Origin of the sequence: Streptomyces sp. MBT53, from assembly GCF_016654115.1 — a bacterium.
GTDB lineage: Bacteria > Actinomycetota > Actinomycetes > Streptomycetales > Streptomycetaceae > Streptomyces.
Map to the genome: position 1 here is coordinate 1 of NZ_JAEQAZ010000140.1, position 26,531 is coordinate 26,531.

25 protein-coding genes and 2 tRNA genes are annotated in these 26,531 nt (G+C 70.2%); 22 read left to right on the forward strand and 5 right to left on the reverse strand.

Annotated elements, in window-relative coordinates; genetic code table 11:
* The coding region (locus tag JHN45_RS36440; protein ID WP_201053709.1) for a PH domain-containing protein at positions 1-479 on the reverse strand (479 nt) is incomplete at its 3' end.
* Positions 480-691: 212 nt separating this feature from the next.
* Here JHN45_RS36440 and deoC point away from each other — a divergent pair.
* The 8 genes from deoC (at position 692) to JHN45_RS36480 (ending at position 9,192) form a co-directional block, all read left to right on the forward strand.
* Positions 692-1,651, forward strand: a complete 960-nt coding sequence (gene deoC / locus JHN45_RS36445; RefSeq protein WP_201053710.1) for a deoxyribose-phosphate aldolase — start codon at positions 692-694, stop codon at positions 1,649-1,651.
* 6 nt (positions 1,652-1,657) lie between these two features.
* Positions 1,658-3,091 carry an aldehyde dehydrogenase family protein gene (locus JHN45_RS36450; protein ID WP_201053711.1) on the forward strand — a complete coding sequence of 478 codons (1,434 nt, stop codon included), beginning with the start codon at positions 1,658-1,660 and terminating at the stop codon, positions 3,089-3,091.
* Complete coding sequence (locus JHN45_RS36455) at positions 3,084-3,983, forward strand: aldehyde dehydrogenase family protein (protein ID WP_201053712.1); 900 nt, start codon at positions 3,084-3,086, stop codon at positions 3,981-3,983. The genes JHN45_RS36450 and JHN45_RS36455 overlap by 8 nt, the downstream gene beginning before the upstream one ends.
* A 260-nt stretch (positions 3,984-4,243) precedes the next feature.
* Positions 4,244-5,350, forward strand: coding sequence for a glutamate 5-kinase (gene proB / locus JHN45_RS36460; RefSeq protein ID WP_200713116.1), 1,107 nt, complete (start codon positions 4,244-4,246; stop codon positions 5,348-5,350).
* 143 nt (positions 5,351-5,493) lie between these two features.
* Positions 5,494-5,952 carry a hypothetical protein gene (locus JHN45_RS36465; protein ID WP_200713117.1) on the forward strand — a complete coding sequence of 153 codons (459 nt, stop codon included), beginning with the start codon at positions 5,494-5,496 and terminating at the stop codon, positions 5,950-5,952.
* An 82-nt stretch (positions 5,953-6,034) separates the two neighbouring features.
* Positions 6,035-7,321 carry a glutamate-5-semialdehyde dehydrogenase gene (locus JHN45_RS36470; protein WP_201053713.1) on the forward strand — a complete coding sequence of 429 codons (1,287 nt, stop codon included), beginning with the start codon at positions 6,035-6,037 and terminating at the stop codon, positions 7,319-7,321.
* Between the two features lie 120 nt (positions 7,322-7,441).
* Complete coding sequence (locus JHN45_RS36475; RefSeq protein ID WP_201053715.1) at positions 7,442-8,023, forward strand: hypothetical protein; 582 nt, start codon at positions 7,442-7,444, stop codon at positions 8,021-8,023.
* A 98-nt stretch (positions 8,024-8,121) separates the two neighbouring features.
* The gene (locus tag JHN45_RS36480) at positions 8,122-9,192 is read left to right on the forward strand and encodes a hypothetical protein (protein WP_201053717.1); all 1,071 of its coding nucleotides are present in this window, start codon (positions 8,122-8,124) and stop codon (positions 9,190-9,192) included.
* Positions 9,193-9,283: 91 nt separating this feature from the next.
* Here JHN45_RS36480 and JHN45_RS36485 read toward each other — a convergent pair whose 3' ends face one another.
* A complete protein-coding gene (locus JHN45_RS36485) occupies positions 9,284-10,411 on the reverse strand; it encodes a M48 family metallopeptidase (protein ID WP_201053719.1) in 1,128 nt (375 codons plus the stop codon).
* 101 nt (positions 10,412-10,512) lie between these two features.
* Between JHN45_RS36485 and JHN45_RS36490 the strand changes: the two genes are divergently transcribed.
* The 7 genes from JHN45_RS36490 (at position 10,513) to JHN45_RS36520 (ending at position 14,912) form a co-directional block, all read left to right on the forward strand.
* A complete protein-coding gene (locus tag JHN45_RS36490; RefSeq protein ID WP_019065531.1) occupies positions 10,513-10,674 on the forward strand; it encodes a hypothetical protein in 162 nt (53 codons plus the stop codon).
* Between the two features lie 140 nt (positions 10,675-10,814).
* A complete protein-coding gene (locus JHN45_RS36495) occupies positions 10,815-10,976 on the forward strand; it encodes a hypothetical protein (protein WP_200713106.1) in 162 nt (53 codons plus the stop codon).
* Positions 10,977-11,043: 67 nt separating this feature from the next.
* Positions 11,044-11,733 carry a nicotinate-nucleotide adenylyltransferase gene (gene nadD / locus JHN45_RS36500; RefSeq protein WP_201053722.1) on the forward strand — a complete coding sequence of 230 codons (690 nt, stop codon included), beginning with the start codon at positions 11,044-11,046 and terminating at the stop codon, positions 11,731-11,733.
* A gap of 16 nt (positions 11,734-11,749) precedes the next feature.
* A complete protein-coding gene (locus tag JHN45_RS36505; protein ID WP_201053724.1) occupies positions 11,750-13,471 on the forward strand; it encodes an LCP family protein in 1,722 nt (573 codons plus the stop codon).
* Positions 13,472-13,640: 169 nt separating this feature from the next.
* Positions 13,641-14,084, forward strand: coding sequence for a ribosome silencing factor (gene rsfS, locus JHN45_RS36510; protein ID WP_201053736.1), 444 nt, complete (start codon positions 13,641-13,643; stop codon positions 14,082-14,084).
* Entirely contained in the window at positions 14,081-14,746 is a 666-nt protein-coding gene (locus tag JHN45_RS36515) for a histidine phosphatase family protein (protein ID WP_200713110.1), read from the forward strand. Before rsfS ends, JHN45_RS36515 begins: the two co-directional genes overlap by 4 nt.
* A gap of 93 nt (positions 14,747-14,839) precedes the next feature.
* Positions 14,840-14,912: transfer RNA gene (locus JHN45_RS36520), tRNA-Ala, on the forward strand.
* A 70-nt stretch (positions 14,913-14,982) separates the two neighbouring features.
* On the opposite strand, the gene JHN45_RS36525 is transcribed toward JHN45_RS36520, so the two are convergent.
* Complete coding sequence (locus JHN45_RS36525) at positions 14,983-15,849, reverse strand: helix-turn-helix transcriptional regulator (RefSeq protein WP_234468654.1); 867 nt, start codon at positions 15,847-15,849, stop codon at positions 14,983-14,985.
* 199 nt (positions 15,850-16,048) lie between these two features.
* Here JHN45_RS36525 and JHN45_RS36530 point away from each other — a divergent pair, with 199 nt between their 5' ends.
* From JHN45_RS36530 to JHN45_RS36545, 4 genes are all read left to right on the forward strand, one after another.
* Positions 16,049-17,413: an MFS transporter gene (locus tag JHN45_RS36530; protein ID WP_201053738.1), complete on the forward strand. Its 1,365-nt coding sequence runs from the start codon at positions 16,049-16,051 to the stop codon at positions 17,411-17,413.
* Between the two features lie 69 nt (positions 17,414-17,482).
* Positions 17,483-17,656 (forward strand): hypothetical protein, encoded by a 174-nt coding sequence (locus JHN45_RS36535; protein ID WP_019063265.1) that lies wholly within the window; start codon positions 17,483-17,485, stop codon positions 17,654-17,656.
* 3 nt (positions 17,657-17,659) lie between these two features.
* Complete coding sequence (locus JHN45_RS36540) at positions 17,660-17,893, forward strand: hypothetical protein (RefSeq protein WP_003976229.1); 234 nt, start codon at positions 17,660-17,662, stop codon at positions 17,891-17,893.
* A 133-nt stretch (positions 17,894-18,026) separates the two neighbouring features.
* Positions 18,027-18,099, forward strand: a tRNA-Ala gene (locus JHN45_RS36545).
* A 125-nt stretch (positions 18,100-18,224) separates the two neighbouring features.
* On the opposite strand, the gene JHN45_RS36550 is transcribed toward JHN45_RS36545, so the two are convergent.
* Positions 18,225-19,838 carry an NADH-quinone oxidoreductase subunit NuoF family protein gene (locus JHN45_RS36550; protein WP_019065523.1) on the reverse strand — a complete coding sequence of 538 codons (1,614 nt, stop codon included), beginning with the start codon at positions 19,836-19,838 and terminating at the stop codon, positions 18,225-18,227.
* On the reverse strand, positions 19,835-21,127 hold the full coding sequence (locus JHN45_RS36555) for a cytochrome b/b6 domain-containing protein (RefSeq protein WP_200713112.1): 1,293 nt from the start codon (positions 21,125-21,127) through the stop codon (positions 19,835-19,837). The genes JHN45_RS36550 and JHN45_RS36555 overlap by 4 nt, the downstream gene beginning before the upstream one ends.
* A 430-nt stretch (positions 21,128-21,557) precedes the next feature.
* Between JHN45_RS36555 and leuS the strand changes: the two genes are divergently transcribed.
* The 3 genes from leuS (at position 21,558) to JHN45_RS36570 (ending at position 26,295) form a co-directional block, all read left to right on the forward strand.
* The gene (gene leuS / locus JHN45_RS36560; RefSeq protein ID WP_201053743.1) at positions 21,558-24,446 is read left to right on the forward strand and encodes a leucine--tRNA ligase; all 2,889 of its coding nucleotides are present in this window, start codon (positions 21,558-21,560) and stop codon (positions 24,444-24,446) included.
* Positions 24,447-24,609: 163 nt separating this feature from the next.
* Positions 24,610-25,341 (forward strand): hypothetical protein, encoded by a 732-nt coding sequence (locus JHN45_RS36565; protein WP_201053745.1) that lies wholly within the window; start codon positions 24,610-24,612, stop codon positions 25,339-25,341.
* A 108-nt stretch (positions 25,342-25,449) separates the two neighbouring features.
* Positions 25,450-26,295 carry a DegV family protein gene (locus JHN45_RS36570; RefSeq protein ID WP_201053747.1) on the forward strand — a complete coding sequence of 282 codons (846 nt, stop codon included), beginning with the start codon at positions 25,450-25,452 and terminating at the stop codon, positions 26,293-26,295.
* Positions 26,296-26,531: the final 236 nt, after the last annotated feature.

Genomic DNA, 26,531 nt, shown 5'->3' on the forward strand with positions numbered 1-26,531 from the left:
CCCCCGGCCCTGCCGCCCCGGCCGGTCCGCCCGCCGCCCGCCGCCTCCGCCGCGGCCCGCGCCTCACGCCGCGCCGCCCGCTTGCGGCCGCGCAGCGAGACCGGGATCGCCCACAGCTGGAACTTGGCGCCGGACTTGGCGACCACCTCGTTCGAGAGCCCGGACCGCAGTGTGGCCACCTCACCCCACGGCAGCACGATCAACCGGAAGGGGTTGCGCACGCGCAGCCGGTCCTCGTTGGCGTACACCGCCGGGCGGAACGTGAAGGCCATCACCAGCGGCACCACGAGGATCAGCCCCGCGAGCGCGAGCCACGGGGTGCGGCCGTGCCCGCGCGCGAGGGCGTCGATGCCGAGCCACAGCCCGATGCCGAGCAGCAGCACGCCGCCGACGATGCCCATGGGGGACCGGTAGATACGGTCCCTGGAGATGGGTAGCGGGGGCTGCGGCGCGGAGGGCTCGTGGTGCGGGGTCGTCATGGTGCCGATTGTGCCTCAGGGGTGCGCGCCTGTGCCTCAGGGGTGCGCCCCGTCGCCGTTGGGGACCTGTTCGCCGGCNAGTGCGGGTGCGCTGTGGCTGGTCGCGCCCACTCGGCGGAGCCGCACATAGATACAGCCCCGCGCCCCTTCAGGGCGCTCATCTGCCCGGGGTGTACAGCCGCTACGCGCGTAGATATGCTCGTCTGGTGACCATGCCCACCACTGCACCTGCTGCTGCACACGCACTCGGCGAGGTAACGGCTTCCGACAGCACGCTGCGCCGTTTCCTCCACGGGCTGCCCGGCGTCGACGCGGTCGGCCTGGAGGCGCGCGCCGCCTCGCTCGGGACCCGTTCCATCAAGACCACCGCGAAGGCGTACGCCATCGACCTCGCCATCTCGATGGTCGACCTGACGACGCTGGAAGGCGCGGACACCCCCGGCAAGGTCCGGGCGCTCGGCGCCAAGGCGGTCCGCCCCGACCCGACCGACCGGACGAGCCCCTCGACCGCGGCCGTCTGTGTCTATCCCGACATGGTGGCCACCGCGAAGGAGGCCGTCGCCGGTTCCTCCGTGAAGGTCGCCTCCGTCGCCACCGCCTTCCCGGCCGGCCGTGCCGCGCTCGCCGTGAAGCTGGCCGACGTGCGCGACGCGGTCGCCGCCGGCGCCGACGAGATCGACATGGTCATCGACCGCGGGGCGTTCCTCGCGGGCCACTACATGAAGGTCTACGACGAGATCGTCGCCGTGAAGGAGGCGTCCGGGGCGGCTCGCCTCAAGGTCATCTTCGAGACCGGCGAGCTGTCGACGTACGACAACATCCGGCGCGCGAGCTGGCTCGGCATGCTGGCCGGCGCGGACTTCATCAAGACGTCGACGGGCAAGGTCGCCGTCAACGCGACGCCCGCGAACACCCTGTTGATGCTGGAGGCGGTCCGCGACTTCCGCGTCCAGACCGGCATCCAGGTCGGGGTGAAGCCCGCGGGCGGTATCCGTACCTCCAAGGACGCGGTCAAGTTCCTGGTCATCGTCAACGAGACGGCGGGCGAGGACTGGCTCGACAACCACTGGTTCCGCTTCGGCGCGTCCTCGCTCCTGAACGACCTGCTGATGCAGCGTCAGAAGCTGGCCACCGGCCGCTACTCCGGCCCCGACTACGTGACGGTGGACTGATCCCTCATGGCTACCTTTGACTACGCACCGGCGCCCGAGTCACGCTCCGTCGTCGACATCGCGCCCTCCTACGGCCTGTTCATCGACGGCGAGTTCACCGAGGCGGCCGACGGCAAGGTCTTCAAGACCGTGTCCCCGTCCACCGAAGAGGTCCTCTCCGAGATCGCCCAGGCGGGCGAGGCGGACGTCGACCGCGCGGTGAGGGCCGCCCGCAAGGCCTTCGAGAAGTGGTCGGCGCTGCCCGGCTCCGAGCGCGCCAAGTACCTGTTCCGTATCGCCCGGATCATCCAGGAGCGCAGCCGCGAACTGGCCGTCCTGGAGACCCTGGACAACGGCAAGCCCATCAAGGAGACGAGGGACGCGGACCTGCCGTTGGTCGCGGCCCACTTCTTCTACTACGCGGGCTGGGCCGACAAGCTGGACCACGCGGGCTTCGGCGCGAACCCCCGACCCCTCGGCGTCGCGGGCCAGGTCATCCCCTGGAACTTCCCGCTCCTGATGCTGGCGTGGAAGATCGCCCCGGCGCTCGCGACCGGCAACACGGTGGTCCTGAAGCCCGCGGAGACGACTCCGCTGTCCGCGCTCTTCTTCGCGGACATCTGCCGCCAGGCCGGCCTCCCCAAGGGTGTCGTCAACATCCTTCCGGGCTACGGCGATTCGGGCGCCGCGCTCGTCGCGCACCCGGACGTCAACAAGGTCGCGTTCACCGGTTCCACGGCGGTCGGCAAGGCCATCGCGCGCCAGGTCGCGGGCACGACCAAGAAGGTCACCCTCGAACTCGGCGGCAAGGGCGCGAACATCGTCTTCGACGACGCCCCCGTCGACCAGGCCGTCGAGGGCATCGTCACCGGCATCTTCTTCAACCAGGGCCAGGTCTGCTGCGCGGGCAGCCGACTGCTCGTACAGGAGTCGATCCAGGACGAGTTGATGGACTCGCTCAAGCGCAGGCTGTCGACCCTGCGCCTCGGCGACCCGCTCGACAAGAACACCGACATCGGCGCCATCAACTCCGCCGAGCAGCTCTCCCGCATCACCACGCTCGTCGAGCAGGGCGAGGCGGAGGGCGCCGAGCGCTGGTCCCCGTCCTGCGAACTCCCGTCCTCCGGCTACTGGTTCGCCCCGACGCTCTTCACGAACGTCACCCAGGCGCACACCATCGCCCGCGACGAGATCTTCGGCCCGGTGCTGTCCGTACTGACCTTCCGCACGCCCGAGGAGGCGGTCGCGAAGGCCAACAACAGCCAGTACGGCCTCTCGGCGGGCATCTGGACCGAGAAGGGATCCCGCATCCTCGCGGTCGCGAGCAAGCTGCGCGCGGGTGTCATCTGGTCCAACACGTTCAACAAGTTCGACCCGACCTCGCCGTTCGGCGGCTACAAGGAGTCGGGCTTCGGCCGCGAGGGCGGTCGCCACGGCCTGGAGGCGTACCTCGATGTCTGAGAAGTCCGAACAGCAGCGTCTGAGCGTCTTCAAGACCTACAAGCTGTACGTCGGCGGGAAGTTCCCGCGTTCCGAGAGCGGCCGGGTGTACGAGGTGACCGACGCAAAGGGCAAGTGGCTGGCCAACGCCCCTCAGGGGAGCCGTAAGGACGCCCGGGACGCGGTCGTCGCGGCCCGCAAGGCGTTCGGCGGCTGGTCCGGCGCGACGGCCTACAACCGGGGCCAGATCCTCTACCGCATCGCCGAGATGCTGGAGGGCCGCAAGGACCAGTTCGTACGCGAAGTGGCGGACGCGGAGGGCCTGTCGAAGTCCAAGGCCGCCGCTGTCGTCGACGCGGCGATCGACCGCTGGGTCTGGTACGCGGGCTGGACCGACAAGATCGCCCAGGTGGTCGGCGGCGCGAACCCGGTCGCGGGCCCGTACTTCAACCTCTCCTCCCCCGAGCCGACGGGTGTCGTCACCGTCCTCGCACCCCAGGAGTCTTCATTCCTGGGCCTGATCTCGGTAGTCGCCCCGGTGATCGCGACCGGCAACACGGCCATCGTCATCGCGAGCGAGAAGTCCCCGCTCCCCGCACTGTCGCTGGGCGAGGTCCTGGCCACCTCCGACCTGCCCGGCGGAGTCGTCAACGTCCTCTCCGGAAAGACGGCGGAGATCGCGGCCCCCCTCGCCGCCCACCAGGACGTCAACGCGATCGACCTCGCGGGCGCGGACGACGTACTGGCGAAGGAGTTGGAGATCGCGGCGGCCGACAACCTCAAGCGAGTTCTTCGTCCACAGCCTGTGGATTACCACGAGACTCCCGGCATCGACCGCCTGACGGCCTTCTTGGAGACGAAGACGGTCTGGCACCCGACAGGTTCACTGGGAGCAAGCGGCTCGTCCTATTGAGCAGGCCGCAGGCCGCTCAATAGGGGCGCGGGGCGGTATTGGATCTGCGGCTCCGCCGCGTGGGCGCGACGAGCCCCCACCGGCCCGCACTCTGAACTCAAGGCGACTGTCCGCGACCTGGGCCGACGTGCACACCCACACCCAAGGCGACTGTCCGCGACCTGGACCAACGTGCACACCCCCACCCGGTTCGCGTAAATTGCCGCGGGTCACCCGAACTACCCGAGGGGATTCCGCCCGTGGCAGCCGCAAGGCAGGCCGTGACCGAGGCCCGCAGGATCGTCGTCAAGGTGGGTTCCTCCTCACTGACCACCGCGGCCGGCGGCCTGGACGCCGACCGGGTCGACGCACTCGTCGACGTCCTCGCCAAGAGCCGCAGCGGAGGCGAGAGAGAGGTCGTCCTCGTCTCCTCCGGTGCCATCGCCGCCGGCCTCGCGCCGCTCGGACTGCGCCGCCGACCCAAGGACCTGGCCCGCCAGCAGGCGGCAGCCAGCGTCGGCCAGGGCCTCCTCGTGGCCCGCTACACCGCCTCCTTCGCCCGCTACGGCATCCGCGTCGGCCAGGTGCTGCTGACCTCCGACGACATGAGCCGCCGCTCCCACCACCGCAACGCCTCCCGCACCCTCGACAAACTCCTCGCCATGGGTGCCCTGCCGATCGTCAACGAGAACGACACCGTCGCCACGGACGAGATCCGCTTCGGCGACAACGACCGCCTCGCCGCCCTGGTCGCCCACCTCGTCCACGCCGACCTGCTGGTCCTGCTCTCCGACATCGACGGCGTCTACGACGGCGACCCCAGCAGGCCGGGCACCTCGCGGATAGCGGAAGTCCGGGGACCGCAGGACCTCGCGCATGTCGAGATCGGCAGCGCGGGCAAGGCCGGCGTCGGCACCGGCGGCATGGTCACCAAGGTCGAGGCGGCCCGGATCGCCGCCGCCGCGGGCATCCCCGTCGTGCTGACGAGCACGGTCCACGCGACCGACGCGCTGAGCGGCGGCGACACCGGAACGTACTTCCACGCCACCGGGAAACGCTCCGCGGACCGGCTGCTCTGGCTGCAGCACGCGTCCACGCCCCAGGGCTCGCTGACCCTCGACGACGGTGCCGTGCGCGCGGTCGTGCAGCGCCGGATGTCGCTGCTGCCGGCCGGAATCGCCGCCGTGGAGGGCGAGTTCAGCGCGGGCGACCCGGTCGAACTCCGGGACGGCGCCGGACATCCGGTCGCGCGGGGGCTCGTCAACTTCGACGCCAAGGAGATCCCCCAGCTGATCGGCCGCTCCACCAGGGAACTGGCACGGGAGCTGGGGCCGTCGTACGAGAGGGAAGTCGTACACAGGGACGACCTGGTGATCCTGCACCCGTAAAACAACCGAAACGTCCGCCTCCCTCGGTGGACGTTCCGCAAAAGTGCCACACGGACGCCCCGGGCCTGCTCAACTTTGCTCAGGGACCCATCCGCGCGAGCACAGCAGCTCGCCCCTTGCGTAAGGAGGCCGTCGTGAGACGAGTGCGCCCTGGGGCGGCGGCGTCCCGCGGTGGTGCCGCCTCCCGCGCGCCCGGCGAGGAGCGCACGCTGACGAGCGTCGCGGCCGGCGCCCGGTACGAGGTCGAGGAACCCAAGGATCTCCCGCGGCTGTGGCATGTCACCCTCAGCGTCTCCGGCGACGAGGCCCCGCTGAAGGAGGTGCGGCGCGGCCTGGAACAACTCGCCCACGACCACCCCTTTCTGCTGACCAGTCGCTACGCCAACGACCACGCGGAGATCCGCTACTGGGAAGAGGCCCGCGACCTGCACGACGCCGCCGCCGTCGCGCTGCGCCTGTGGGGCGAGCACCGGCAGACCGCCAAGCTGCCGCCGTGGGAGATCGTCGGCCTGGAGGTCATCGACCGCGAGACCTACCACCAGCGCATCTCCGAGGGCTACGGCCCGCTGCCCGCGACCCCGGTCGGCGTACACCCCTTTTGAGCCGTCTTCGGGCCCTTCCGCGCTTGTCTCGCGGTTTGGGATAGCCGGTGGACGCCTCCGCCCGGCGCACTACCCTTCCCTCATGACCACGCTCTCGCCGTACGACTCCATGTCCCCGGTCACCCGGGCCGCCTACCGCGCCAAGTCCGCCGCCGCCGACCTCGCGCCGCTGCCCCGGGCCGAGAAGGACGACGCGCTGCTCGCCATCGCGGACGCGCTGGAAGTCCGTACGAGCGAAATCGTCGAGGCCAACGCCAAGGACATCGCCAAGGCCCGCGCGGCCGGCACCAGCGAGACCGTCATCGACCGGCTGACCCTCACCCCCGAGCGCGTCCGGGCCATCGCCTCCGACGTCCGGGACGTCGTCGCGCTGCCCGACCCGGTCGGCGAGGTCGTCCGCGGCTCGACCCTCCCGAACGGCATCGACCTGCGCCAGGTCCGCGTCCCCCTCGGCGTCGTCGGCATCATCTACGAGGCCCGCCCGAACGTGACGGTCGACGCCGCCGCCCTCTGCCTCAAGTCCGGCAACGCGGTCCTGCTGCGCGGCTCCGCCTCCGCCTACGAGTCCAACACCGCCCTCGTGCGCGTCCTGCGCGATGCCGTCGGCGGCGCCGGACTGCCCGCCGACGCCGTCCAGTTGGTGCCCGGCGAGAGCCGCGAGAGCGTCCGTGAACTGATGCGCGCCCGCGGCCTGGTCGACGTCCTCATCCCGCGCGGCGGCGCCTCCCTGATCCAGACCGTCGTCTCCGAGTCGACCGTCCCCGTGATCGAGACCGGCGTCGGCAACTGCCACGTCTACGTCGACGCCCACGCCGACCTCGACATGGCCATCGACATCCTGATCAACTCCAAGGCCCAGCGGCCCAGCGTCTGCAACGCCGCCGAGACCCTCCTCGTCCACCAGGACATCGCCCCCGAGTTCCTGCCGCGCGCCCTGGACGCCCTCGCCGAGGCCGGCGTCACCGTGCACGCCGACGAACGCGTCCTGGCCTACGCCAAGGAGTCCGCGGCCACCGTCGTCGAGGCCACCCCCGAGGACTGGGACACCGAGTACCTCTCCTACGACATCGCCGCCGCCGTCGTCGACTCGCTCGACAAGGCCGTCCAGCACATCCGGCTGTGGAGCTCCGGCCACACCGAGGCGATCGTCACCTCCTCCCAGCAGGCCGCCCGCCGCTTCACCCAGCTGGTCGACTCCACCACCGTCGCCGTGAACGCCTCCACGCGCTTCACGGACGGCGGCCAGTTCGGCTTCGGCGCGGAGATCGGCATCTCCACCCAGAAGCTGCACGCACGGGGCCCGATGGGCCTGCCGGAACTGACGAGCACCAAGTACATCGTCACCGGCGACGGGCACATCCGCCGCTGAGCCAAGGGCTGTTGGCATATGCGACTGGCATAGGGCCTCGTGGAGCGAGAGGTATCTCACCTTGCGGATGAATTTCCCCACCGCCTGCCCAAATCGACCCCCCAGGTCTACTCTGGAGAGGTGCCGGAGGACGTGGGGGGCACGCCGTTCCCTGACGGCTGGGAGCCCGACGACGACCACGACCGCGGAATGTCGGACGAAGAATTCGACTCCGTGGTCTTCGACGAGGCCTTCGTACGGGCGGCCGTAGTACACGAGCCGACCGCCGTCGAGCGTCTCCTTGCCGCCGCGCAGGCCAGAGCCGAGGCCTCGGAGGCCGAAGCACGGCGCGACCGGCGGGGCAGAGGCACACGTGGTGACGACGACCTCTTCGAGGACGCCTACGGACGCCAATTCGGCCATGATCCGGAACTCGACGACCTGGACGACACCGACCTCGTCGAGGGCCGCTACGGCGCCCCGGGAACCTACGGCAAACAGATCCGCTGGCACCGCCCCGTCGCCTGGCTGCTCGCCCTGGTGATGGGCATCGGCATGGTCGCCCTGGCCTTCTCGGCGGTCTACCGGGGCGCGTCCTCGGGCAGCAGGGACCGCGTCCCGCCCCCGGCCTCCACGGGCGTCGAACAGGGCACGGCGGCGGCACCCTCCGTTTCCGCCGACAACTCCCAGCCACCGCTGTCCGCCGTACCGCGCACGCCCTGAGCGAGCTGCGACCGCTCTGACCGGCTCGGTGAGAACCTGTCAGAACTTGTCGTGTACCAGGGCGTTTACCTGAGGCTCCAGAGACCTACTCTGAAAGTATGGGCGGTCCAGGAGACCCACCCGAGGGGACACCCGAGGGCGCTCCCGGTGGTGGTGAGGACGAGTACCGATCCGTCGTATTCGACGAGTCGTTCGTCCGTGCTGCCCGGCTCCAGGAGTTCTCCGCGCGGGAGCGCATGGCCGACCACGCCCCCGCCGTCCGCCGCCGCCCGGCCCTGCGCCGCGGTCTCTCCCGCCAGGCCCTGATCCTGGTCATGCTGATCGCCGTCGCCTTCGGCACCGCGATCTACATGGGCGTACGGCACCCCTACACGACCCCCACGGCCCAGCAGCCCGCCGAGCCGCTGCGGATGACCGTCATCCCGCTGTCCCCCCAGGGCAAGGTGCCGGGGGCGGCCGACGCCGAGTACCTCTTCGCGCACAGCCCCGCCGCGCACTTCGACGTCGGCGGCGACGGCATGCCGCTGCCGGTCCAGCGGCGCACCGCGCACTTCTCGGACAGTCAGGTCGTGGCCGCCCTGAGCACCGCCAAGGCCTACATCGTGGAGTCCTCGCTCTACCCGGCCGTGCTCACCGGCGGGCAGATCCGCCCCGCCCGTGTCCTCGTCGACCCCGACCAGCTCGACCAGTTCGACCAGAGCTTCGAGCACCCGGCCGCCGACGGCCGGCACGAGCCCACCGGATGGCTGGTTCGCTTCGATCCGGCACGCGCCGAACTGGCCGACCCCAAGATCCGCGTCCAGGGCACCCTGCAGGCCACCGAGGTCGACTCGTCCACCCTCGAGGTCACCGCCGACGGAACCTTCGTCTACGCACTCCGGCCGACCGGCTCCGGCGACAAGGCCCAGGCCTCCCTGTTCACCGTCCGCCGCGAGCTCCAGTTCCGCTTCGACCGCGACGACCTGCGCATGGACCAGGCCCAGATCGTCACCTCGTACGTCCAGGCCGGCCCGCTGTCCTGCGCCGAGGACTCCGTCACCTACCTGCGACCCTTGCTCGCCGGCCAGACCGCCAAGGCGGGCGGCCCGGCCGGCACCGACCCGTTCGCCACGGGCAGCGCCACGGCCCTGTGCGGCTCACTGGCGGCCGGCGCACAGCCGAAGCTGTGAGCCCCGCTGGAAGCGCTCCGGGAGGCGGCTGTGCGAGGCCGTCGTAGGTGTGAGGTCGGTGTGTATCGGCCGGGTCGGTCCTCGTGCCGCGTCAGTCCTCGTCGCGCGGCGGGGTGTCCGTGGGCGGCTGCTCGGTGCCGTTGGCCGATTCGGTGGGCGGTCCGTCCTGCGGGGTCGTGCTCGCGAAGCCGCCGAAGCCGCGCCGCACCCGGCCGCCCAGGTCGCCCGCGCCACCGGCGATGTCGCTGACCAGCTTCATCAGCGGGTCCTTGGAGCTCTTGACATTGCTGGCGTAGCTCGCCGCCGACTCGCGGAACGAGTCCGTGACCGAGGTGTCCTTGTCCTCGCTGCGCCGCGGGTAGTGGCCGTCCATGATCCGCTGGTAGTCGCGGGACTCGGCCCACTTCTTCAGCTCGGCCGCCCGCACCGTGGTGAACGGGTGGGAGCGGGGCAGCACGTTCAGGATCTTCAGGACCGAGTCGCGCAGGTCGCCGCCCGACTCGAACTCCTCGGCCTGCTTGAGGAACGCGTCCACGTTCATCTCGTGCAGGTGGTTGCCGCCCGCGATCTTCATCAGGCCGCGCATCGAGGCCCGCAGGTCCTGGCCGACCAGCAGACCCGCGCGGTCGGCGGACAGCTCCGACTTGCGGAACCACTCGCGCAGCGCCGTCACGATCGCCAGGATCGCGAGGTTGCCGAGCGGGATCCAGGCGACCTTCAGGGCCAGGCTGGTCAGGAACAGCAGGATCGTGCGGTACACGGAGTGGCCGGACAGCGCGTGGCCCACCTCGTGGCCGATGACCGCGCGCATCTCCTCCTCGTCGAGCAGCTCGACCAGGCCGGTGGTGACGACGATGATCGGCTCGTCCAGGCCGATGCACATCGCGTTGGGCTGCGGGTCCTGGGTGACGTACATCGGCGGGACCTTCTCCAGGTCCAGGATGTAACAGGCGTCCCGCAGCATGTCGTTGAGGTGCGAGAACTGCTGGTCCGACACCCGCACCGAGTCGGACAGGAACAGCAGGCGCAGACTGCGCTCGGGCAGCAGCCCGCTGAGCGCCTTGAACACCGTGTCGAACCCGCTCAGCTTGCGCAGCGCCACCAGGGCGGAGCGGTCCGCCGGGTGCTCGTACGCGCGCGAGGAGATCCCCGGGAAGCGCCTGCGCTGCCTGCTCGGCACGTTCTCGTGGGTGTTCTGCTCGTGGCCGTCTTCGGACATGTGGTCCCCCATGTGCGTCTGTGTGCGCTGAGTGCCCCCGAAGCAGAGCCCAGCCTAGGCGGAGATACCGTGGTCGGGCAGTACAGCGAAGGAGTCAACGCATGGAGCCCCATTCCGCAGCCGCCTGGCTCGCAGAGGCCGCGAACGCCGCCCCCCAGCACGGATCGGGGGATCTGCTCAGGGTCGTACTGGTCGTGATGTTCCTCGGCTGCATCCTGACCGCGTGGTTCCTGCTGCGCGGATACAAACAGAAGGACGACTGAGACGCCCGTCGAGTTCCCAGCCGGTGCCTGGGTCGCGTGTCCGGTTCCCAATGGCGGAGTCGGCGTGATCGCCGCCGGGGTGCCCGCTTACCATGGGCCGACGTCTTTATCCCGCCCACACTGGATAGGTTCTGCTGAAGATGAGCTACCACGGCACTGTTGCCCAGTTGGTCACTCTTGCCGCCGAGGGGGAGGGCGGGGGCAACCACGAGAGCCTCCAGCCGATCATCACCGGTGGCAGCGCGTTCATCATCCTGCTGCTCCTGCTGTGGATCACCACCCGCTTCAACCGCGACCGCTAGGGTCTGCCCCTTCTGTCCACCGGACGGGTCCCGGGGTCTTCACACCGGGCCGGTAGGGTCTGCACGCATGGGAGAGCAGGACATGCCTACCGGTCCGGCGAACGACACGACGCGCGGCACGGAGATCCGAATGGTGAACGGCCCGCGCAACAACGGCCCGTCGAACCCCGGCAAGCGCCGGCTCGGCGTCATGGGCGGAACGTTCGACCCGATCCACCACGGACACCTCGTGGCGGCCAGTGAGGTCGCCGCGCAGTTCCACCTGGACGAGGTGGTGTTCGTACCGACCGGCCAGCCCTGGCAGAAGACCGACCGCAAGGTCGCACTGGCCGAGGACCGCTATCTGATGACGGTCATCGCGACCGCCGAGAACCCCCAGTTCTCGGTGAGCCGCATCGACATCGACCGGGGCGGCCCCACCTACACCACGGACACCCTGCGCGACCTGCGCGCGCTCAACCCCGACGCCGACCTCTTCTTCATCACCGGCGCCGACGCCCTCGGCGCGATCCTCACCTGGCGCGACGCGGAGGAACTCTTCTCCCTCGCGCACTTCATCGGAGTCACCCGCCCCGGCCACACCCTGACCGACCCGGGCCTTCCGGAGGGCGGGGTCTCGCTGGTCGAGGTTCCCGCGCTGGCCATCTCCTCCACAGACTGCCGTGCGAGAGTCGCGAAGGGGGATCCGGTCTGGTACCTGGTGCCCGACGGAGTCGTGCGCTATATCGACAAGCGCGAGCTGTACCGCGGCGAGTGAGCCGAGAGGGGCACCGGTGAACGACCGATACGACGCCGGGTACGGCGGCGACCAGTACGAGCTCGTCGGCTACGACGAGTACAACCAGCCTGTCTACCGCCAGGTCCCGGCCCAGGGGACCCAACAGCCCCCGCAGCAGCAGCCGTACGACCCGTACGGGCAGCAGCAACAGCAGGGCTACGCCTACGACCCGTACGCGACCGGCACCCAGCAGCAGACGCCCGACTACGACACGGGCAGCCAGCCACAGACCCCGCAGGCCTACGACAGCCGGCAGGCGCCCCAGGCCGGCTACGACCCCTACGCCACCGGGACCACGACGGCCTACGACCCCTACGGGCAGACCGCGACCAGCGGACAGCAGCCCCGGGTCGCCGAGCAGACCGCCTACATCCCGCAGCAGGGCGGCCCGGCCGAGGACACGGAAGCCCCGAAGACCCCGGCGGCGGGTGAACGGGACTACCGCACCGAGCAGTTCGCCTTCGTGGAGGAGCCGACCGACGACTCCGAGGACGTCATCGACTGGCTGAACTTCACCGAGAACCGCACCGAGCGCCGCGAGGAGGCCAAGCGCCGCGCCCGTGGCCGCATGGTCGCCCTCGTCGTCGTCCTGGCGCTGGTCGTGTCCGGCGGGGTCGGCTACCTCTGGTACGCCGGGAAGCTCCCCGGAGTCTCCTCGCCCTCCTCGAAGTCCGGCACCACGACGGCCGCGGGCGCCCAGAACCGCGATGTGATCGTCGTCCACCTGCACAACACCGCGAAGGGCGGCACCTCTTCGGTGCTGCTCGTCGACAACACCACCCTCAAGCAGGGCACCACCGTGCTGCTGCCCAACTCGCTCGCCCTCACGGACGACGACGGCAACACGACGACGCTCGCCAAGTCGGTCGACGACGACGGCACCTCCGGGACCGTCGACCAGCTCAACACCGTCCTCGGCACCGACATCGAGGGCACCTGGCGCCTCGACACCCCCTACCTGCAGAACCTGGTCGACCTCGTCGGCAACATCGACATCGACACCAACGCCGACGTGCCCGACCCGGCCGCGACGAAGAAGGGCGCCGAGCCCCTCGTCCACAAGGGCAAGGACCAGACCCTCAGCGGCAAGATGGCCGTCGCCTACGCCACCTACCGTGCCTCCGGCGAGGCCCAGAACGCCCAGCTGGAGCGGTTCGGGCAGGTCATGCAGGGTGTGCTGCGGCAGCTGACCTCGGACCCGACGGCGGCGACCACCACTGTGCAGACCCTGGCCCAGATCCTCGACCCGCCCCTCACCGACAAGGACCTCGGCACCTTCCTCGCCAAGCTCGCCGACCTCGCCAAGAGCGGCGACTACAAGACGGCCCTGCTGCCCGTCCAGAACGACGGCACCCTGACCGCGCAGGCCTCCGCCGGCGTCGTCAAGGACATCCTGGGCGGCACCGCGAAGAGCCCCGACGAGGGTTCGGCGGTCCGGGTCGCCGTCCAGAACGCCACCGGCGTCAAGGACGACACCGAGAAGGCCCGAGTCGTCCTCCTCAACGGCGGCTTCACCTTCCTGGAGGCGGGTACGGCGTCCACGGCCTCGGCCAAGTCCAAGATCACGTACTCCGACGCGGCCGACAAGGAGAACGCCACCGAGGTCGCCAAGACCCTGGGCCTGCCCACCAGCACGGTGACCAAGGGCACGGTCGCCGCGAACGCGGATGTCTCGGTGATCCTGGGCACCGACTACAAACCGTCGTCGTCCTCGTGACGAGGGCGCGGTGGCGGTGAGGCGCAGTCGCTGTGACGGAGAGCACGCCCCGGAGGCCGGAGCCGGTGTCCGGGCCGACGTCCGGGGCGTGATCCGTCATTCACGTGGGGTGCCGTCCGCGGTCCGTGAGACCCTTGAGGTCTGTTGACCGCCGACCGAAAGCCGCGTAGTGACCGCCACTGACCGCTCCATCGAGCTCATCACCGCCGCCGCCCAGGCCGCCGCTGACAAGCTCGCGCACGACATCATCGCCTACGACGTCAGCGATGTGCTGTCGATCACGGATGCCTTCCTGCTGGCCTCCGCTCCCAACGACCGTCAGGTCAAGTCGATCGTCGACGAGATCGAGGAGCGGCTCAGCAAGGAACTCGGCGCCAAGCCGGTACGCCGCGAGGGCGACCGTGACGCCCGCTGGATCCTGCTCGACTACGTCGACATCGTCGTCCACGTCCAGCACAGCGAGGAGCGCGTCTTCTACGCCCTGGAGCGGCTGTGGAAGGACTGCCCCGAGCTGGAGCTGCCCGCCGACGCCAAGGAGACCCGCGGCAAGGCCGCCGAGCACGCCAAGCTGCAGGCCGAGGAGGACGCCTCCGAGTTCGGGGAGGTGCGGTGAGCGCCGGCGCGGACGGCCGCAAGGCGGGCCGGGGCCGCCGCGTCATCCTGTGGCGGCACGGCCAGACCGCCTGGAACGTGGAGCGCCGCTTCCAGGGCACCACGGACGTCGAGCTCACCGAGACCGGCATCGGCCAGGCCCGCAGGGCCGCCCGGCTGCTGGCCTCCCTCAAGCCCGACGCGATCGTCGCCTCCGACCTGAAGCGGGCGGCGAACACGGCCGCCGAGCTGGCCGCCCTCACCGACCTCGACGTCACCCACGACGAGGGCCTGCGGGAGACCTACGCGGGCGTCTGGCAGGGGCTGACGCACGAGGAGATCATCGCCCGCCACGGCGAGGAGTACGCCGCGTGGAAGCGCGGGGAGCCGGTGCGCCGCGGCGGCGGCGAACTGGAGACCGAGGTCGCCGACCGGGCCGCCCCCGTCGTGCTGCGGCACGCCGAGAAGCTGCCCGAGGACGGCACCCTCGTGGTGGTCAGCCACGGCGGCACGATCCGCACCACCATCGGACGGCTCCTCGGTCTGGAGTCCCCGCACTGGGAGAGTCTCGGCGGCCTCTCCAACTGCTGCTGGTCCGTGCTCGGCGAGGGCGCCCGCGGCTGGCGCCTGCTGGAACACAACGCCGGCACACTCCCGGAACCGGTGCTCGGCGACGACGACTGAGCGGCCCTCCAGGGCCCCGACCCCGGATTTCACTTTCCGGCAGGTCGCAGGCTAAAGTTCTTCTTGTTCGCCCGCCGAGCGGGAAGAACGCAAGGGGCTATAGCTCAGTTGGTAGAGCGCCTGCATGGCATGCAGGAGGTCAGGAGTTCAATTCTCCTTAGCTCCACAGTTCGACACTCTTGAGTTGTCAAGGATCGAGAGTCGTCACAGATCGAATCGATGAGATCCCATCCCTTTCAGGGGTGGGATTTTTTCGTGGCTGTCAGCGCCTCCGTGCGCCGCCGGGTCTCCTCGTCCGCCGGGGTGTAGACCACGATCCGGCACTCCGGCATGCCGTTGACCGACAACGACACCGACGTCATCCGCAGCTCGCCCACCGCCTCGTGCCGGAACGTCTTCACCCGCCGCCCCGGCTCCGCCACGTCCCCGCGCTTCCACAGCCGCGCGAAGAGCGGACTCGCCGCCGACAGCCCACGTATGAAGTCCTCCCATACGGGCTCGCCGGTATGGACGCCGTAGGCCGAGCGCAGGGTCGCCACCATCACCGGCAGCTCCGTCTCCCGGTACAGCAGCGGACACTCCTCCTCCGGCACCGTGAACAGCTTCCACAGCGCGTTGGACATCGGGCCCGGCGCCGGCGGCTCCACCCAGAACACCGTCCGGTAGGGGGAGTTGGTGGCGAGGATGTCGTACCGCGCGTTGTAGACCACCGCCGGGCGCGGCTCCAGGGCGTCGAGGATGCCCTGGATCTCCGGCCCCACCGACTGCGCGATCACTTCCGGCGGATGCGCGTACGGCACCTCGGCCAGGTGGTACAGATGCTCCCGCTCCGGCGCGTCGAGCCGGAGTGTGCGCGCCACGGCGTCCAGGACCTGCGCCGACGCGTTGATCGGGCGCCCCTGTTCGAGCCAGGTGTACCAGGTGACGCCCACACCGGAGAGCTGGGCGACCTCCTCGCGGCGCAGCCCCGGCGTGCGCCGGCGGAAACCCGGCGGCATGCCGACGTCGTGCGGTGTCACCCTCGCGCGCCTGGTGCGCAGAAACGCGGCCAGCTCAGGTCGGCGGCGCTGTGTCGTCCCCATCCCCATCGTCACATCCCCCATGTTCGACGCCCGGTCCGGTCCCTGCCAGGTGCTGTCGGTACCAGCATCAGCGGGCTCTCGGCACCCGTACCGGAGCGCCCCCACGCTCGACGGCATGACGACAACACCCTTGACGGGACCGGATTCCGCACCCGTTCCAAGTCCTGCCACAAGTAAAGCCCCCGGCACTGACAATCGCCGCGGACCGCTGCTCTGGCTCGTGCTCGCGGCCCAGTTCATGGCCCTGCTCGACGTGTTCATCGTGAACGTCGCCGCCCCCACCATCGGCACCGAACTCCACGCGTCCGGCGCCGACTTGCAGCTGGTGATCGCCGGCTACACCATCACGTACTCGGTGCTGCTGATCACCGGCGCACGGCTCGGCGACCGGCTCGGCCACGCCCGCGTCCACCTCGCCGGGCTCGCCGTCTTCACCGCCTCCTCGCTCGCCTGCGGCCTGGCCCAGGGCTCCACCGAGCTGATCGTGTTCCGTCTGCTCCAGGGCTCCGGCTCGGCGCTGATGATCCCGCAGGTGCTCAGCCTCATCCAGCGGAACTTCATCGGCGAGGCCCGGGTGCGCGCGCTCGGCATGTACGCGGCGGTCATCGCCGTCGGTGCCGCGGCCGGGCAGATCGTCGGCGGCGTGCTCGTCAGCGCCGACCTCTTCGGCACCGGCTGGCGGCCGGTGTTCCTCGTCAACGTGCCGGTGGGCGTCGTACTGCTGGCCGTGGGCAGGCGCGTGCTGCCGAAGGACGGCCGGTCGGAACCCGAGCGGGCGCGGGCCCTCGACCTGCCGGGGCTGGTGCTGCTCGCCTCGGCCGTGTCGCTGCTCACGGTGCCGCTGGTGCTGGGGCAGGAGGAGGGCTGGCCGCTGTGGTCGTGGCTGTCGCTGGTCGCGGCGGCGGTGCTCTTCGCGTCGTTCTGCGGCTACGAGTCCCGGCTCGCGCGGCGCGGTGGCGCCCCGCTGATCGCACCGCGGGTGCTGCGCCGGCCGGGCATGGCGCTGGCCGTCTTCCGGATCATGGCGGTCATGGCCGTCAACGGCGGTTTCCTGTTCGCGCTCACCCTGCACGTCCAGGGCGGCCTCGGTTTCAGCGCGTTGCGCGCCGGCCTCACCTTCGCGCCGACCGCCGTCGTCTTCGGAGTGGTCGGTCTCACCTGGCGCAGGTGGCCGGCGGCCTGGCACCGTGCGCTGACCCCGCTCGGATTCGTGATCGCGATGCCGTCCGTCCTGGGAGTCGGCCTGGCGTTCGAAGGCGGCGACCGCGGCGGGGCCGTACTGTACGTGGCGTACGTCGGCGTGGGGGCCGGGCTCGCGCTCGCCTTCAGCCCGACGCTGACCCGGGCCCTCGCCACCGTGCGGCCCGAGGACGCGGCGGACGCCAGCGGTCTGCTCTCCTCGGTCGCACAGCTGGGTCAGCTGCTCGGGGTCGCGGTTTTCGGCACACTGTTCTTGAACCGGCTTGAGTCACTTGGGGCCCCGGGGGCGTATACCTCTGCGAAGGCGCTTTTGGCGTGCATGTTCGCGCTGGCGGGGACGGCCGCGGTGGGTGCCGTGTCCGGACTGGTACTAAGGCGTCGCTGACCGTATTGGTCCGGCCGTGGCAGAATCAAACGGCCGGAAGGGGGCGCGGCCCGACGGGAGGGAGTAGCGATGCCTGCGAGCATCATCGAGGAGGTCGACCACCTCTTCGATGCGGCGTTGATACGAGATACGATCACCCGCCTGAGCTGCCCTTCCTGCGGTTCCGCCCACGTGGCCCAAGTCCTCGGTGACAACGGCGGAGTTTCCTACGTGTGCACGGCCTGCGGCCACAGCTGGAGCTGATCGATGGGTGCACACAGGCGAAAGTGCGACTGGTGCGGCAGTGGGACACCGATCGTCCGTGACATGGAACCGGTGAATCCCGACTACCAGTACTGGTGCGAGGAGTGCGCGCGGGCGCTGATCATAAAAGGCGATCCGATCGAGACGTACCGCGAACTCGAGGGCGAGCCGATCTACGGCCGACTCCTCGAAGAGCACTGCACTTTGAAACGGTTCTATTCGTTCGTCACGGCTTGACTCGGGCCGGGACCCCGCGAGGCGGTCCCGGCGATCACGGTCACGGCAGGGGAGACGGAAACGATTTGGTGGTGCACCGGGTCGACCGGTAATGTTGGCGTCGCCGCCGGGGAGACCCGGTAGGACACCGCAAGGGGCTATAGCTCAGTTGGTAGAGCGCCTGCATGGCATGCAGGAGGTCAGGAGTTCAATTCTCCTTAGCTCCACAGAAGTCGAAGGCGGGTCATCCCACAGGATGACCCGCCTTCGGTGTGTTCAGGGGGAGTTGGCACAGGTCATGGAGCGGCGGGCCGCCCCTTCTTGAGAAGAGGGCGGCCCGCCGTCCGTGTGCTCAGCGGCCCAGTGCCCGTCGGCCGCGGCCCTGGGAGAGGACCGGCAGGTTGCGCGCGGGCCCCTTGTCCCGTGCGGTCTCCTCCTCCAGGCGGAGGGCGAGTGCCGGGCAACGGCGTACTGCGCGGAGCGCCTTCGCCTCGGCGTAACGCGGTACTTGGGCCTGCGCGACGGTGGGGAAGCCGTCGGCGCCGAGTTCGAAGACCTCCGGGAGGATGTCCGCGCACAGACCGTGGCCCCGGCACAGTGTCCAGTCGACGTAGATCTTCTGACGGCTGGGACCGTTGTCCTCGGCCTCCGCGCCGCTCGTGATGCCCGCGGGGAGCTGGCCGCCCTCGAAGAGCGGCAGAACGCCCTCCACGGGCCTTCCGCAGCCGTTTCCGAGGACGTGGGCGGCGAGGTCGTCCGTGAACGCCTTGATGGTCGATTCCAGGAACATCGCGGAGCCGTCCGGGTGCGAGCACGCACCGCGCCGCTTCACGGCCTTGGCGACCTGCTTGAGCGCCTCCAGGGCGGCCGGGCCGCCGCCGTTGAGGATGTCCTCCATGCCGCGCGCGGCGGCGGGCAGACCGAGGTAGCAGGGACCGCACTGTCCCGCGCTCTCGTCGGCCAGCCACTGGGCCACACGAAGCGACTCGCCCAGGGGGCAGGTCTCCTGGGTGATCGGCATGATGGCGCCCGCGCCGAGCGCACCGCCCACGGCGTCCAGCGAGTTGCGGGAGACGATCGCCTCGTTGACCGTCGCCGCGTCGATCCACTTGCCGTGGTAACCGCCCGTCAGCACCCCCTGGGGGACCGGCGGGGCGCCGGCCAGCTGAAGGACGTAGCGCAGCGGCACACCTGTCGGGACCTCCAGCACCATGGGGCGCGCGACCGCCCCGGAGACCGTGAGCATGACGGTGCCGGGCTCGTCGTAGAGGCCGGTGTTGCCGTAGCGCTCGGGGCCGATGCGGGCGGCGATGGCGAGTTGGGCGAAGGTCTCGGCGTTCGAGAGCAGGGTGGGGGCGCCGCCGACGCCGTTCTGGGAGGCGCTGACCTTGCGGCCGGGCGGGATCGCCGGGCCGCCGTCGATCGAGCGGATCAGCGACGCGGCGGCGCCGGTGACCATGCGGACCGGGTTGCGCTGGACGAACGCCTTCAGGGCGGAGCGGCGGGTGTTGCTCAGGCCGCGCTCCGAGAGCGCGGCCTCCATGGAGCGCTGCGTCGACTCACGGGTGACCCCCACCACGAGCGTGCGGGCACCCAGGGCCTCGGCGACCAGCAGGGCGCCGTCCAGGATGAGGTGCGGGGCACGGTTGATGAGCACCGTGTCCTTGCGGCAGGCCGGTTCGTCCTCACTGCCGTTGACGACGACGACCGGTCGTACGCCGCGTTTGATGGCCGCTTCGGCGACCGAACGCAGCTTCTTGTGGAAGGGGAAGCCCGCGCCGCCGCGGCCCTTCAGGTTGATGGCCTCGGAGAGCTTCGCGAGCTGCTCCCCGCCCATCGGTTCGAGCGGCCCGTGCACCTTGAGGTGCATGGGCAGGTCAAGTCTCTCGACAAGGTCGAAGCCCGATGTGAGCTGAGGAAGCCCGACGACGCGGACTTCTGGGACGTCGGGCAGGGCCTCGTTCACCTATAGCCTCCGGAAGGCGTGTTCCAAGGTTCGCCCGAGCCGCCCTGCGCGTCGAAGTCGTACGAAGCGTTGGGCGTTTGATCGGTGGCGGGACCGCTGTTGTACGTGTCACCAGGGTTGTACGTACCGGAGGTGCCGTTCGACTCACCGGTGGGGTACACGTATCCGTCGCCGTACCCACCCGCGCCCGCATTGTTGTTGTATGTCGGGATGTTGTAGCCGGTGTCCTGGAGCGGGTCGTAGGCCGACGGCGGTGCCTCGCCGACCGGCGGCGGCGACGGGACCGGCCAGGTTCCGGAGGTGCTGCCGCCGTTGTCCGCGCGCGGGGTCTGGTCGGTGATGTACGGCATCTGGCCGGTGGACTCCGGGGTGGCGGTGCGGTAGGCGGCCGCGAAGCCGTTCGTGTCGGCGACCGGGGTCATGGACCTCGTCTCGTACTGCGCGGCGGCCGGGTCCACGCGGGGCATCGAGCCGGTCTCGGTGAACGAGGGCTGCTGCGGGGCGCGTCGGCCCTCGGCCGGACGACGGCTCTCGTAGCCCGGCAGCGCGGACTCGGCCACGCGGCCCCGGCTCGCGTCGAGTTCGTCGAGACCCGGCCGCTCCTCGTTGCCCAGGAGCATGGCGATCTTGTCGGCGAACTTGCGCTTGAACGGGCGGGGCGCCGAGCGCAGGGCGAGGGCTGCGGCGACCCCGACCAGGCACAGCTCGTACGAGATCATGAAGAACGGCTTCGCCGCGCGGCCCGCGAACAGGCCGTGGATCAGCGCCGCGCACCAGGCCGGGTAGGCCAGCATGTGCATCGCGCGCCAGCGGGCGGCCACCGGCGCCGGCGACGCGAACTGGTTGCGCAGGGCGCCGGTGATGCCCACGAAGATCATGAGCAGGCCGGCCAGGGAGCCGAGGCCGATGAGCCCGGCGCTGCCTGTCACGCCGAGGCTGAACGGGATCAGCGCGGCGATCAGGACGGTGTGGTCGAGCGCCAGCTTGACCGTGATGTGGATCACGAGGAACGCGATCGAGCCGACGGCGGTCACCCGGTGGATGCCCTGGGCCACGATCCGCTGGCGGATGTTCAGAACGACCCGGTCCTGGGCGACGAGCCCCCAGATGACCGAGCAGGTGAGCGACACGAGCGAGAGAACGCCCGCGCCGAAGTTGAGGAAGTCCTGTACCTGGCTGCCTCCGGCCAGCACGAACACGGGTATGAAGATCAGGACGACGAGGCTCACCACGCCATAGGCCGAACGGCCCGGCTTGGGGAGCGAACTGGTACTACGACGAGCGTTCATGGGGGCAACTCCGAGCAGTATCGGGAAAGCGGTCCCGCTGCCGAACTCTAAGTGGCTCCATACCGGTGGGTACGAGGTTTGAGTTATTGCGTTGTTATCAAACGACGATGCGCTTGCTGTGATGTCCCGTAGTGGGTGGTACGCGAAGGTAGTCCTTGAACTTGGTTCAGTGTCGGCCGGTGTGGTCAGGGTGCCAAGAGTGATACGGAAGCGCGTCGCGTTGTGCTCAAGCGCTGCGGTACCCTCATGCCATGCGTGCCGTACGCCTTCTGCTTAGCGAGCCGCGCTGATCAGTCCCGACCACCGGTGAGCGGTGAGGTCGGAATCGGCGCGGCGTCCCCTCCTGTGCGAGGGGATTTTTCGTTTGGTGAATATCACAGCCCGAACGACGCAGCCGCTGGCAGAGACGATCGATGGAGCTTTGAGGATCATGAGCGAGACGAACCCCGCTGCCGCCGCCGAGGTGGTCGCGCCGCACCGCTACACGGCCGCCATGGCCGCGGACATCGAGGCACGCTGGCAGGACTTCTGGGACGCCGAGGGTACCTACGAGGCCCCGAACCCGAGCGGTGACCTGGCCGGCGACCCCGAACTGGCCGCCCGCCCCAAGAAGTTCATCATGGACATGTTCCCGTACCCCTCCGGTGCGGGCCTGCACGTCGGCCACCCCCTGGGCTACATCGCCACGGATGTGTTCGCCCGCTTCCAGCGGATGACCGGTCACAACGTGCTGCACACCCTGGGCTTCGACGCCTTCGGCCTGCCGGCCGAGCAGTACGCCGTGCAGACCGGCACGCACCCGCGCGTGTCCACCGAGGCCAACATCGAGAACATGAAGGTCCAGCTGCGCGCCCTGGGCCTGGGCCACGACAAGCGCCGGTCGTTCGCCACGATCGACCCGGAGTACTACAAGTGGACCCAGTGGATCTTCCTGCAGATCTTCAACTCCTGGTACGACGACGAGGCCGACAAGGCCCGCCCGATCGCCGAGCTGATCGCCCAGTTCGAGTCCGGTGAGCGCGCCGTACCGGGCCACACGCGCGCGTGGCCGGACCTGACCGCCACCGAACGCGCCGACGTCCTGAGCGAGTTCCGCCTGGCCTACGCCTCCGACGCGCCCGTCAACTGGTGCCCCGGCCTGGGCACCGTCCTGGCCAACGAGGAGGTCACCGCCGACGGCCGCTCCGAGCGCGGCAACTTCCCCGTCTTCAAGGCCAAGCTGCGCCAGTGGAACATGCGCATCACCGCCTACGCCGACCGGCTGCTGTCCGACCTGGAGGAGCTGGACTGGCCCGAGGCCATCAAGCTGCAGCAGCGCAACTGGATCGGCCGCTCTGAAGGCGCCCGCGTCGACTTCCCCGTCGACGGCGAGAACATCACCGTCTTCACCACCCGCCCCGACACCCTGTTCGGCGCGACCTACATGGTCCTGGCGCCAGAACACCCGCTGGTCGACAAGTTCACCCCGGCCACCTGGCCCGAGGGCACCCACGACGTGTGGACCGGCGGGCACGCCACCCCGGAGGAGGCCGTCGCCGCCTACCGCGCGCAGGCCGGCACCAAGTCCGACGTCGAGCGACAGGCCGAGGCCAAGGACAAGACCGGTGTCTTCACTGGCGCGTTCGCCACCAACCCGGTCAACGGCGACCGGATCCCCGTCTTCATCGCCGACTACGTGCTGATGGGCTACGGCACCGGCGCGATCATGGCCGTCCCCGCGGGCGACCAGCGCGACTTCGACTTCGCGCGCGCCTTCGAACTGCCGATCACCTGCATCGTCGAGCCCACCGACGGCCGCGGCACCGACACGTCCACCTGGGAGAACGCCTTCGGGTCCTACGACGCGAAGATCATCAACTCCTCGAACGAGGACATCTCCCTGGACGGCCTGCCCGTCGCCGAGGCCAAGGCCCGCATCACCGAGTGGCTGGCCCGCAAGGGCATCGGCGAGGGCACCGTCAACTTCCGCCTGCGCGACTGGCTGTTCAGCCGCCAGCGCTACTGGGGCGAGCCCTTCCCGATCGTCTACGACGAGGACGGCGTCGCCCACTCGCTGCCCGAGTCGATGCTGCCCCTGGAGCTGCCGGAGGTCGAGGACTACTCCCCGCGCACCTTCGACCCTGACGACGCCGACACGTCCCCGGAGACGCCCCTGTCCCGCAACGCGGACTGGGTGAACGTCACCCTGGACCTGGGCGACGGACGCGGCCCCCGGAAGTACCGCCGCGAGACCAACACCATGCCCAACTGGGCCGGTTCCTGCTGGTACGAACTGCGCTACCTGGACCCGCACAACGACCAGAAGCTGGTCGACCCGGCCATCGAGCAGTACTGGATGGGCCCCCGCGCGGGCATGCCCCACGGCGGCGTCGACCTGTACGTCGGCGGCGCCGAGCACGCCGTACTGCACCTGCTGTACGCCCGGTTCTGGTCCAAGGTGCTGTTCGACCTGGGACACATCTCGTCCCCGGAGCCGTTCCACAAGCTGTTCAACCAGGGCATGATCCAGGCCTACGTCTACAGGGACGGCCGCGGCTTCCCGGTGCCGGCCGCCGAGGTCGAGGAGCGCGACGGCGCCTACTACCACCAGGGCGAGAAGGTCTCCCGGCTGCTGGGCAAGATGGGCAAGTCCCTGAAGAACGCGGTCACTCCGGACGAGATCTGCGACGAGTACGGTGCCGACACCCTGCGCCTGTACGAGATGGCCATGGGCCCCCTGGACGTCTCCCGGCCGTGGGACACGCGCGCGGTGGTGGGCCAGTACCGGCTGCTGCAGCGGCTGTGGCGCAACGTCGTCGACGAGACGACCGGCGAGGTCACCGTCGTCGACGTCCCGGACGCCGACATCCCTGTGGAGACGCTGCGGGCCCTGCACAAGGCGATCGACGGCGTCCGCCAGGACCTGCAGGGGCTGCGCTTCAACACCGCCATCGCCAAGATCACCGAGCTGAACAACCAGCTGACCAAGGCGGGCGACGCGGTGCCGCGCTCCGTGGCCGAGTCCCTGGTCCTGCTGATCGCGCCGCTGGCCCCGCACGTCGCCGAGGAACTGTGGCGCAAGCTGGGCCGCACCGACACGGTGGTCCACCAGGACTTCCCCGTGGCCGACCCGGCCTACGTCGTGGACGAGAGCGTGACCTGCGTCGTACAGATCAAGGGCAAGGTCAAGGCACGCCTGGAGGTCCCCCCGACGATCTCCGACGCCGAACTGGAGAAGGTCGCGCTGGCCGACGAGAAGGTCGTCGCCGCGCTGGAGGGCGCGGGCATCCGCAAGGTCATCGTGCGGGCGCCGAAGCTGGTCAACATCGTTCCGGCGTAGTCCTTCGGCGCTCCACCGCGGTCCTTCGGCGGGGCCGCGGTGAGCGCCTCGGGGTAGTCCCCTACGGGCAGGTTCGGGGTTCTTTTGGAACTCCGGGCCTGCCCTTTGCGTTTACCGTTGAAGAGCGGCGCGGCGTGTGCCGCCCGGAGCCGGTGGAGGAGCGTTGGAAGCCGTGATCGCAGTCTTCGCCCTTCTCTTCCTGCTGTTCGTGGTCGCGGGCGGCTATGCGGCGGTCAAGGCGGTCGGAGCGGCCAAGCGAGGCGTCGACCGCACGGTCGCGCAGGCCAGGCGCTCGGTCGAGGACCACACCCTGCGCGCCAAGTCCCTCGCCCAGCCCGGCCCGCAGGGACAGGTGGCCCAACTGCGGCTCGCGCTGCGCACATCGATGCGCGCGACCCAGGACGCGCTGCACGCGGGCGTGACCGAGGACGAGTCGCTCAAGGAGTCCCTCGGCCTCTTCGAGCGGCTCAGCGCCCACGGCCGTGAACTCGACGGCGAACTCAAACGCCTGGAGTCCGAGCCGGACCGCAGAACGCTCGCCGAGCGACTGCCCGCCCTGCGCGAGCGCACCGAGCGCATCACGAAATCCGCCGACTCACTGCGCTGGGCCGCCCGCGACCGCGCCGGCCGCTTCGCGGAGGACGACCTCGACGCACTCAGCGCCCAGATAGACGTGGAGGCAGGAGCCCTCCGGCACTGGACGAAGTCGGAGCACGCGCCACCCCCGTGGCCCGACGCCCCGGCCGCCGACGCCACCACGGCCCACCAGACCTGGCCGGAGACCCCGCGCTCCCGCCCCGCCGCCGAGCAGCCCGCACCCTCCGCCATCACCCCACCGGCCCGGCGTCCCAGCTACCCCTGGCAGAAGAAACCCCGCCCCGAGAGCACGACTTGACCGGGCGGCACGGCGCGAGCCCGCGGCACGGTGTGATCCGGCCGGTTCCGGCCCAGGTGAAAGGGGTCGGGCTGCCGCCCGGCCGCTACGGCAGGTAACCTCCAGCTCATGTCCCGCCATGTCGCGATCGTCACCGATTCAACGGCCTACCTGCCGCCGCTGACGATGGAGCGCCACGGCATCACAGCAGTGCCGCTGACCGTGGTCCTCGGCGACCGGGCACTCGAAGAGGGCACCGAGATCTCCACCCGCTCCCTGGCTCTCGCCCTGCAGAAGCGGCGCCCGGTCACCACCTCGCGGCCCAGCCCCCAGCTCTTCGCCGAGACCTACCGCAGGGTCGCCGAGTCCGGCGCCACCGGCATCGTCTCCCTCCACCTCTCCGCCGAACTCTCGGGCACCTACGACGCGGCCGTCCTCGCCGCCCGCGAGGCACCCGTGCCGGTGCGGGTCGTGGACACCGGCATGATCGCGATGGCACTCGGCTTCTGCGCACTCGCCGCGGCCGAGACGGCGGAGGCGGGCGGCACGGTCGACGAGGCGGTCACGGCCGCGGAGAAACGAGCCGCGGGCACCTCCGCCTACTTCTACGTCGACACCCTCGACTATCTGCGCCGGGGCGGCCGTATCGGCGCGGCACAGGCCCTGCTGGGCTCCGCGCTCGCCGTGAAGCCGCTGCTCCAGCTGGAGGGCGGGCGCATCGAACCCCTGGAGAAGGTCCGGACGGCGTCGAAGGCGATCGCCCGCCTGGAGGAGATCGTGGCCGAGCGAGCGGGCAGCGCACAGGTCGACATCGCCGTCCACCACCTCTCCGCACCCGAGCGCGCGGAGGCCCTCGCGGAGCGCCTTCGGGTACGGGTGCCCGGACTGGCCGACCTCCATGTCAGCGAGGTCGGAGCGGTGATCGGGGCACACACCGGGCCCGGGCTGTTGGGGGCTGTGGTTTCGCCGCGTTGACGGCTGCCTGCGGCATGCGCGGGTGCTCGTCGGGTCCGGCGATCCAGCGGTCCAGCAGTCCAGCAGCCCAGCGGGTCCGGACGGTGACTCGTGTGGGTGACGGAGTTATCCACAACTGGGCGGCCGTCCCCGGGAATTGACCAAGATCATCGCGAAGCGGCGAGATGCCCGATCCTCGGCGCATGGCACTTCGATCACGCTCACACACAGCGACCGCGACCAGCGGCCCGGGCCGC

Bases quoted from the DNA above. Each gene is read 5' to 3' on its own strand.
- JHN45_RS36540 (WP_003976229.1), top strand. From the start codon at position 17,660: ATGGGTGCACACAGGCGAAAGTGCGACTGGTGCGGCAGTGGGACACCG.
- leuS (WP_201053743.1), top strand. From the start codon at position 21,558: ATGAGCGAGACGAACCCCGCTGCCGCCGCCGAGGTGGTCGCGCCGCAC.
- JHN45_RS36450 (WP_201053711.1), top strand. From the start codon at position 1,658: ATGGCTACCTTTGACTACGCACCGGCGCCCGAGTCACGCTCCGTCGTC.
- JHN45_RS36480 (WP_201053717.1), top strand. From the start codon at position 8,122: ATGGGCGGTCCAGGAGACCCACCCGAGGGGACACCCGAGGGCGCTCCC.
- JHN45_RS36490 (WP_019065531.1), top strand. From the start codon at position 10,513: ATGGAGCCCCATTCCGCAGCCGCCTGGCTCGCAGAGGCCGCGAACGCC.
- JHN45_RS36555 (WP_200713112.1), bottom strand. From the start codon at position 21,127: ATGAACGCTCGTCGTAGTACCAGTTCGCTCCCCAAGCCGGGCCGTTCG.
- JHN45_RS36485 (WP_201053719.1), bottom strand. From the start codon at position 10,411: ATGTCCGAAGACGGCCACGAGCAGAACACCCACGAGAACGTGCCGAGC.
- JHN45_RS36535 (WP_019063265.1), top strand. From the start codon at position 17,483: ATGCCTGCGAGCATCATCGAGGAGGTCGACCACCTCTTCGATGCGGCG.
- JHN45_RS36455 (WP_201053712.1), top strand. From the start codon at position 3,084: ATGTCTGAGAAGTCCGAACAGCAGCGTCTGAGCGTCTTCAAGACCTAC.
- deoC (WP_201053710.1), top strand. From the start codon at position 692: ATGCCCACCACTGCACCTGCTGCTGCACACGCACTCGGCGAGGTAACG.
- JHN45_RS36470 (WP_201053713.1), top strand. From the start codon at position 6,035: ATGACCACGCTCTCGCCGTACGACTCCATGTCCCCGGTCACCCGGGCC.
- JHN45_RS36525 (WP_234468654.1), bottom strand. From the start codon at position 15,849: ATGGGGGATGTGACGATGGGGATGGGGACGACACAGCGCCGCCGACCT.
- JHN45_RS36570 (WP_201053747.1), top strand. From the start codon at position 25,450: ATGTCCCGCCATGTCGCGATCGTCACCGATTCAACGGCCTACCTGCCG.
- JHN45_RS36495 (WP_200713106.1), top strand. From the start codon at position 10,815: ATGAGCTACCACGGCACTGTTGCCCAGTTGGTCACTCTTGCCGCCGAG.
- nadD (WP_201053722.1), top strand. From the start codon at position 11,044: ATGGGAGAGCAGGACATGCCTACCGGTCCGGCGAACGACACGACGCGC.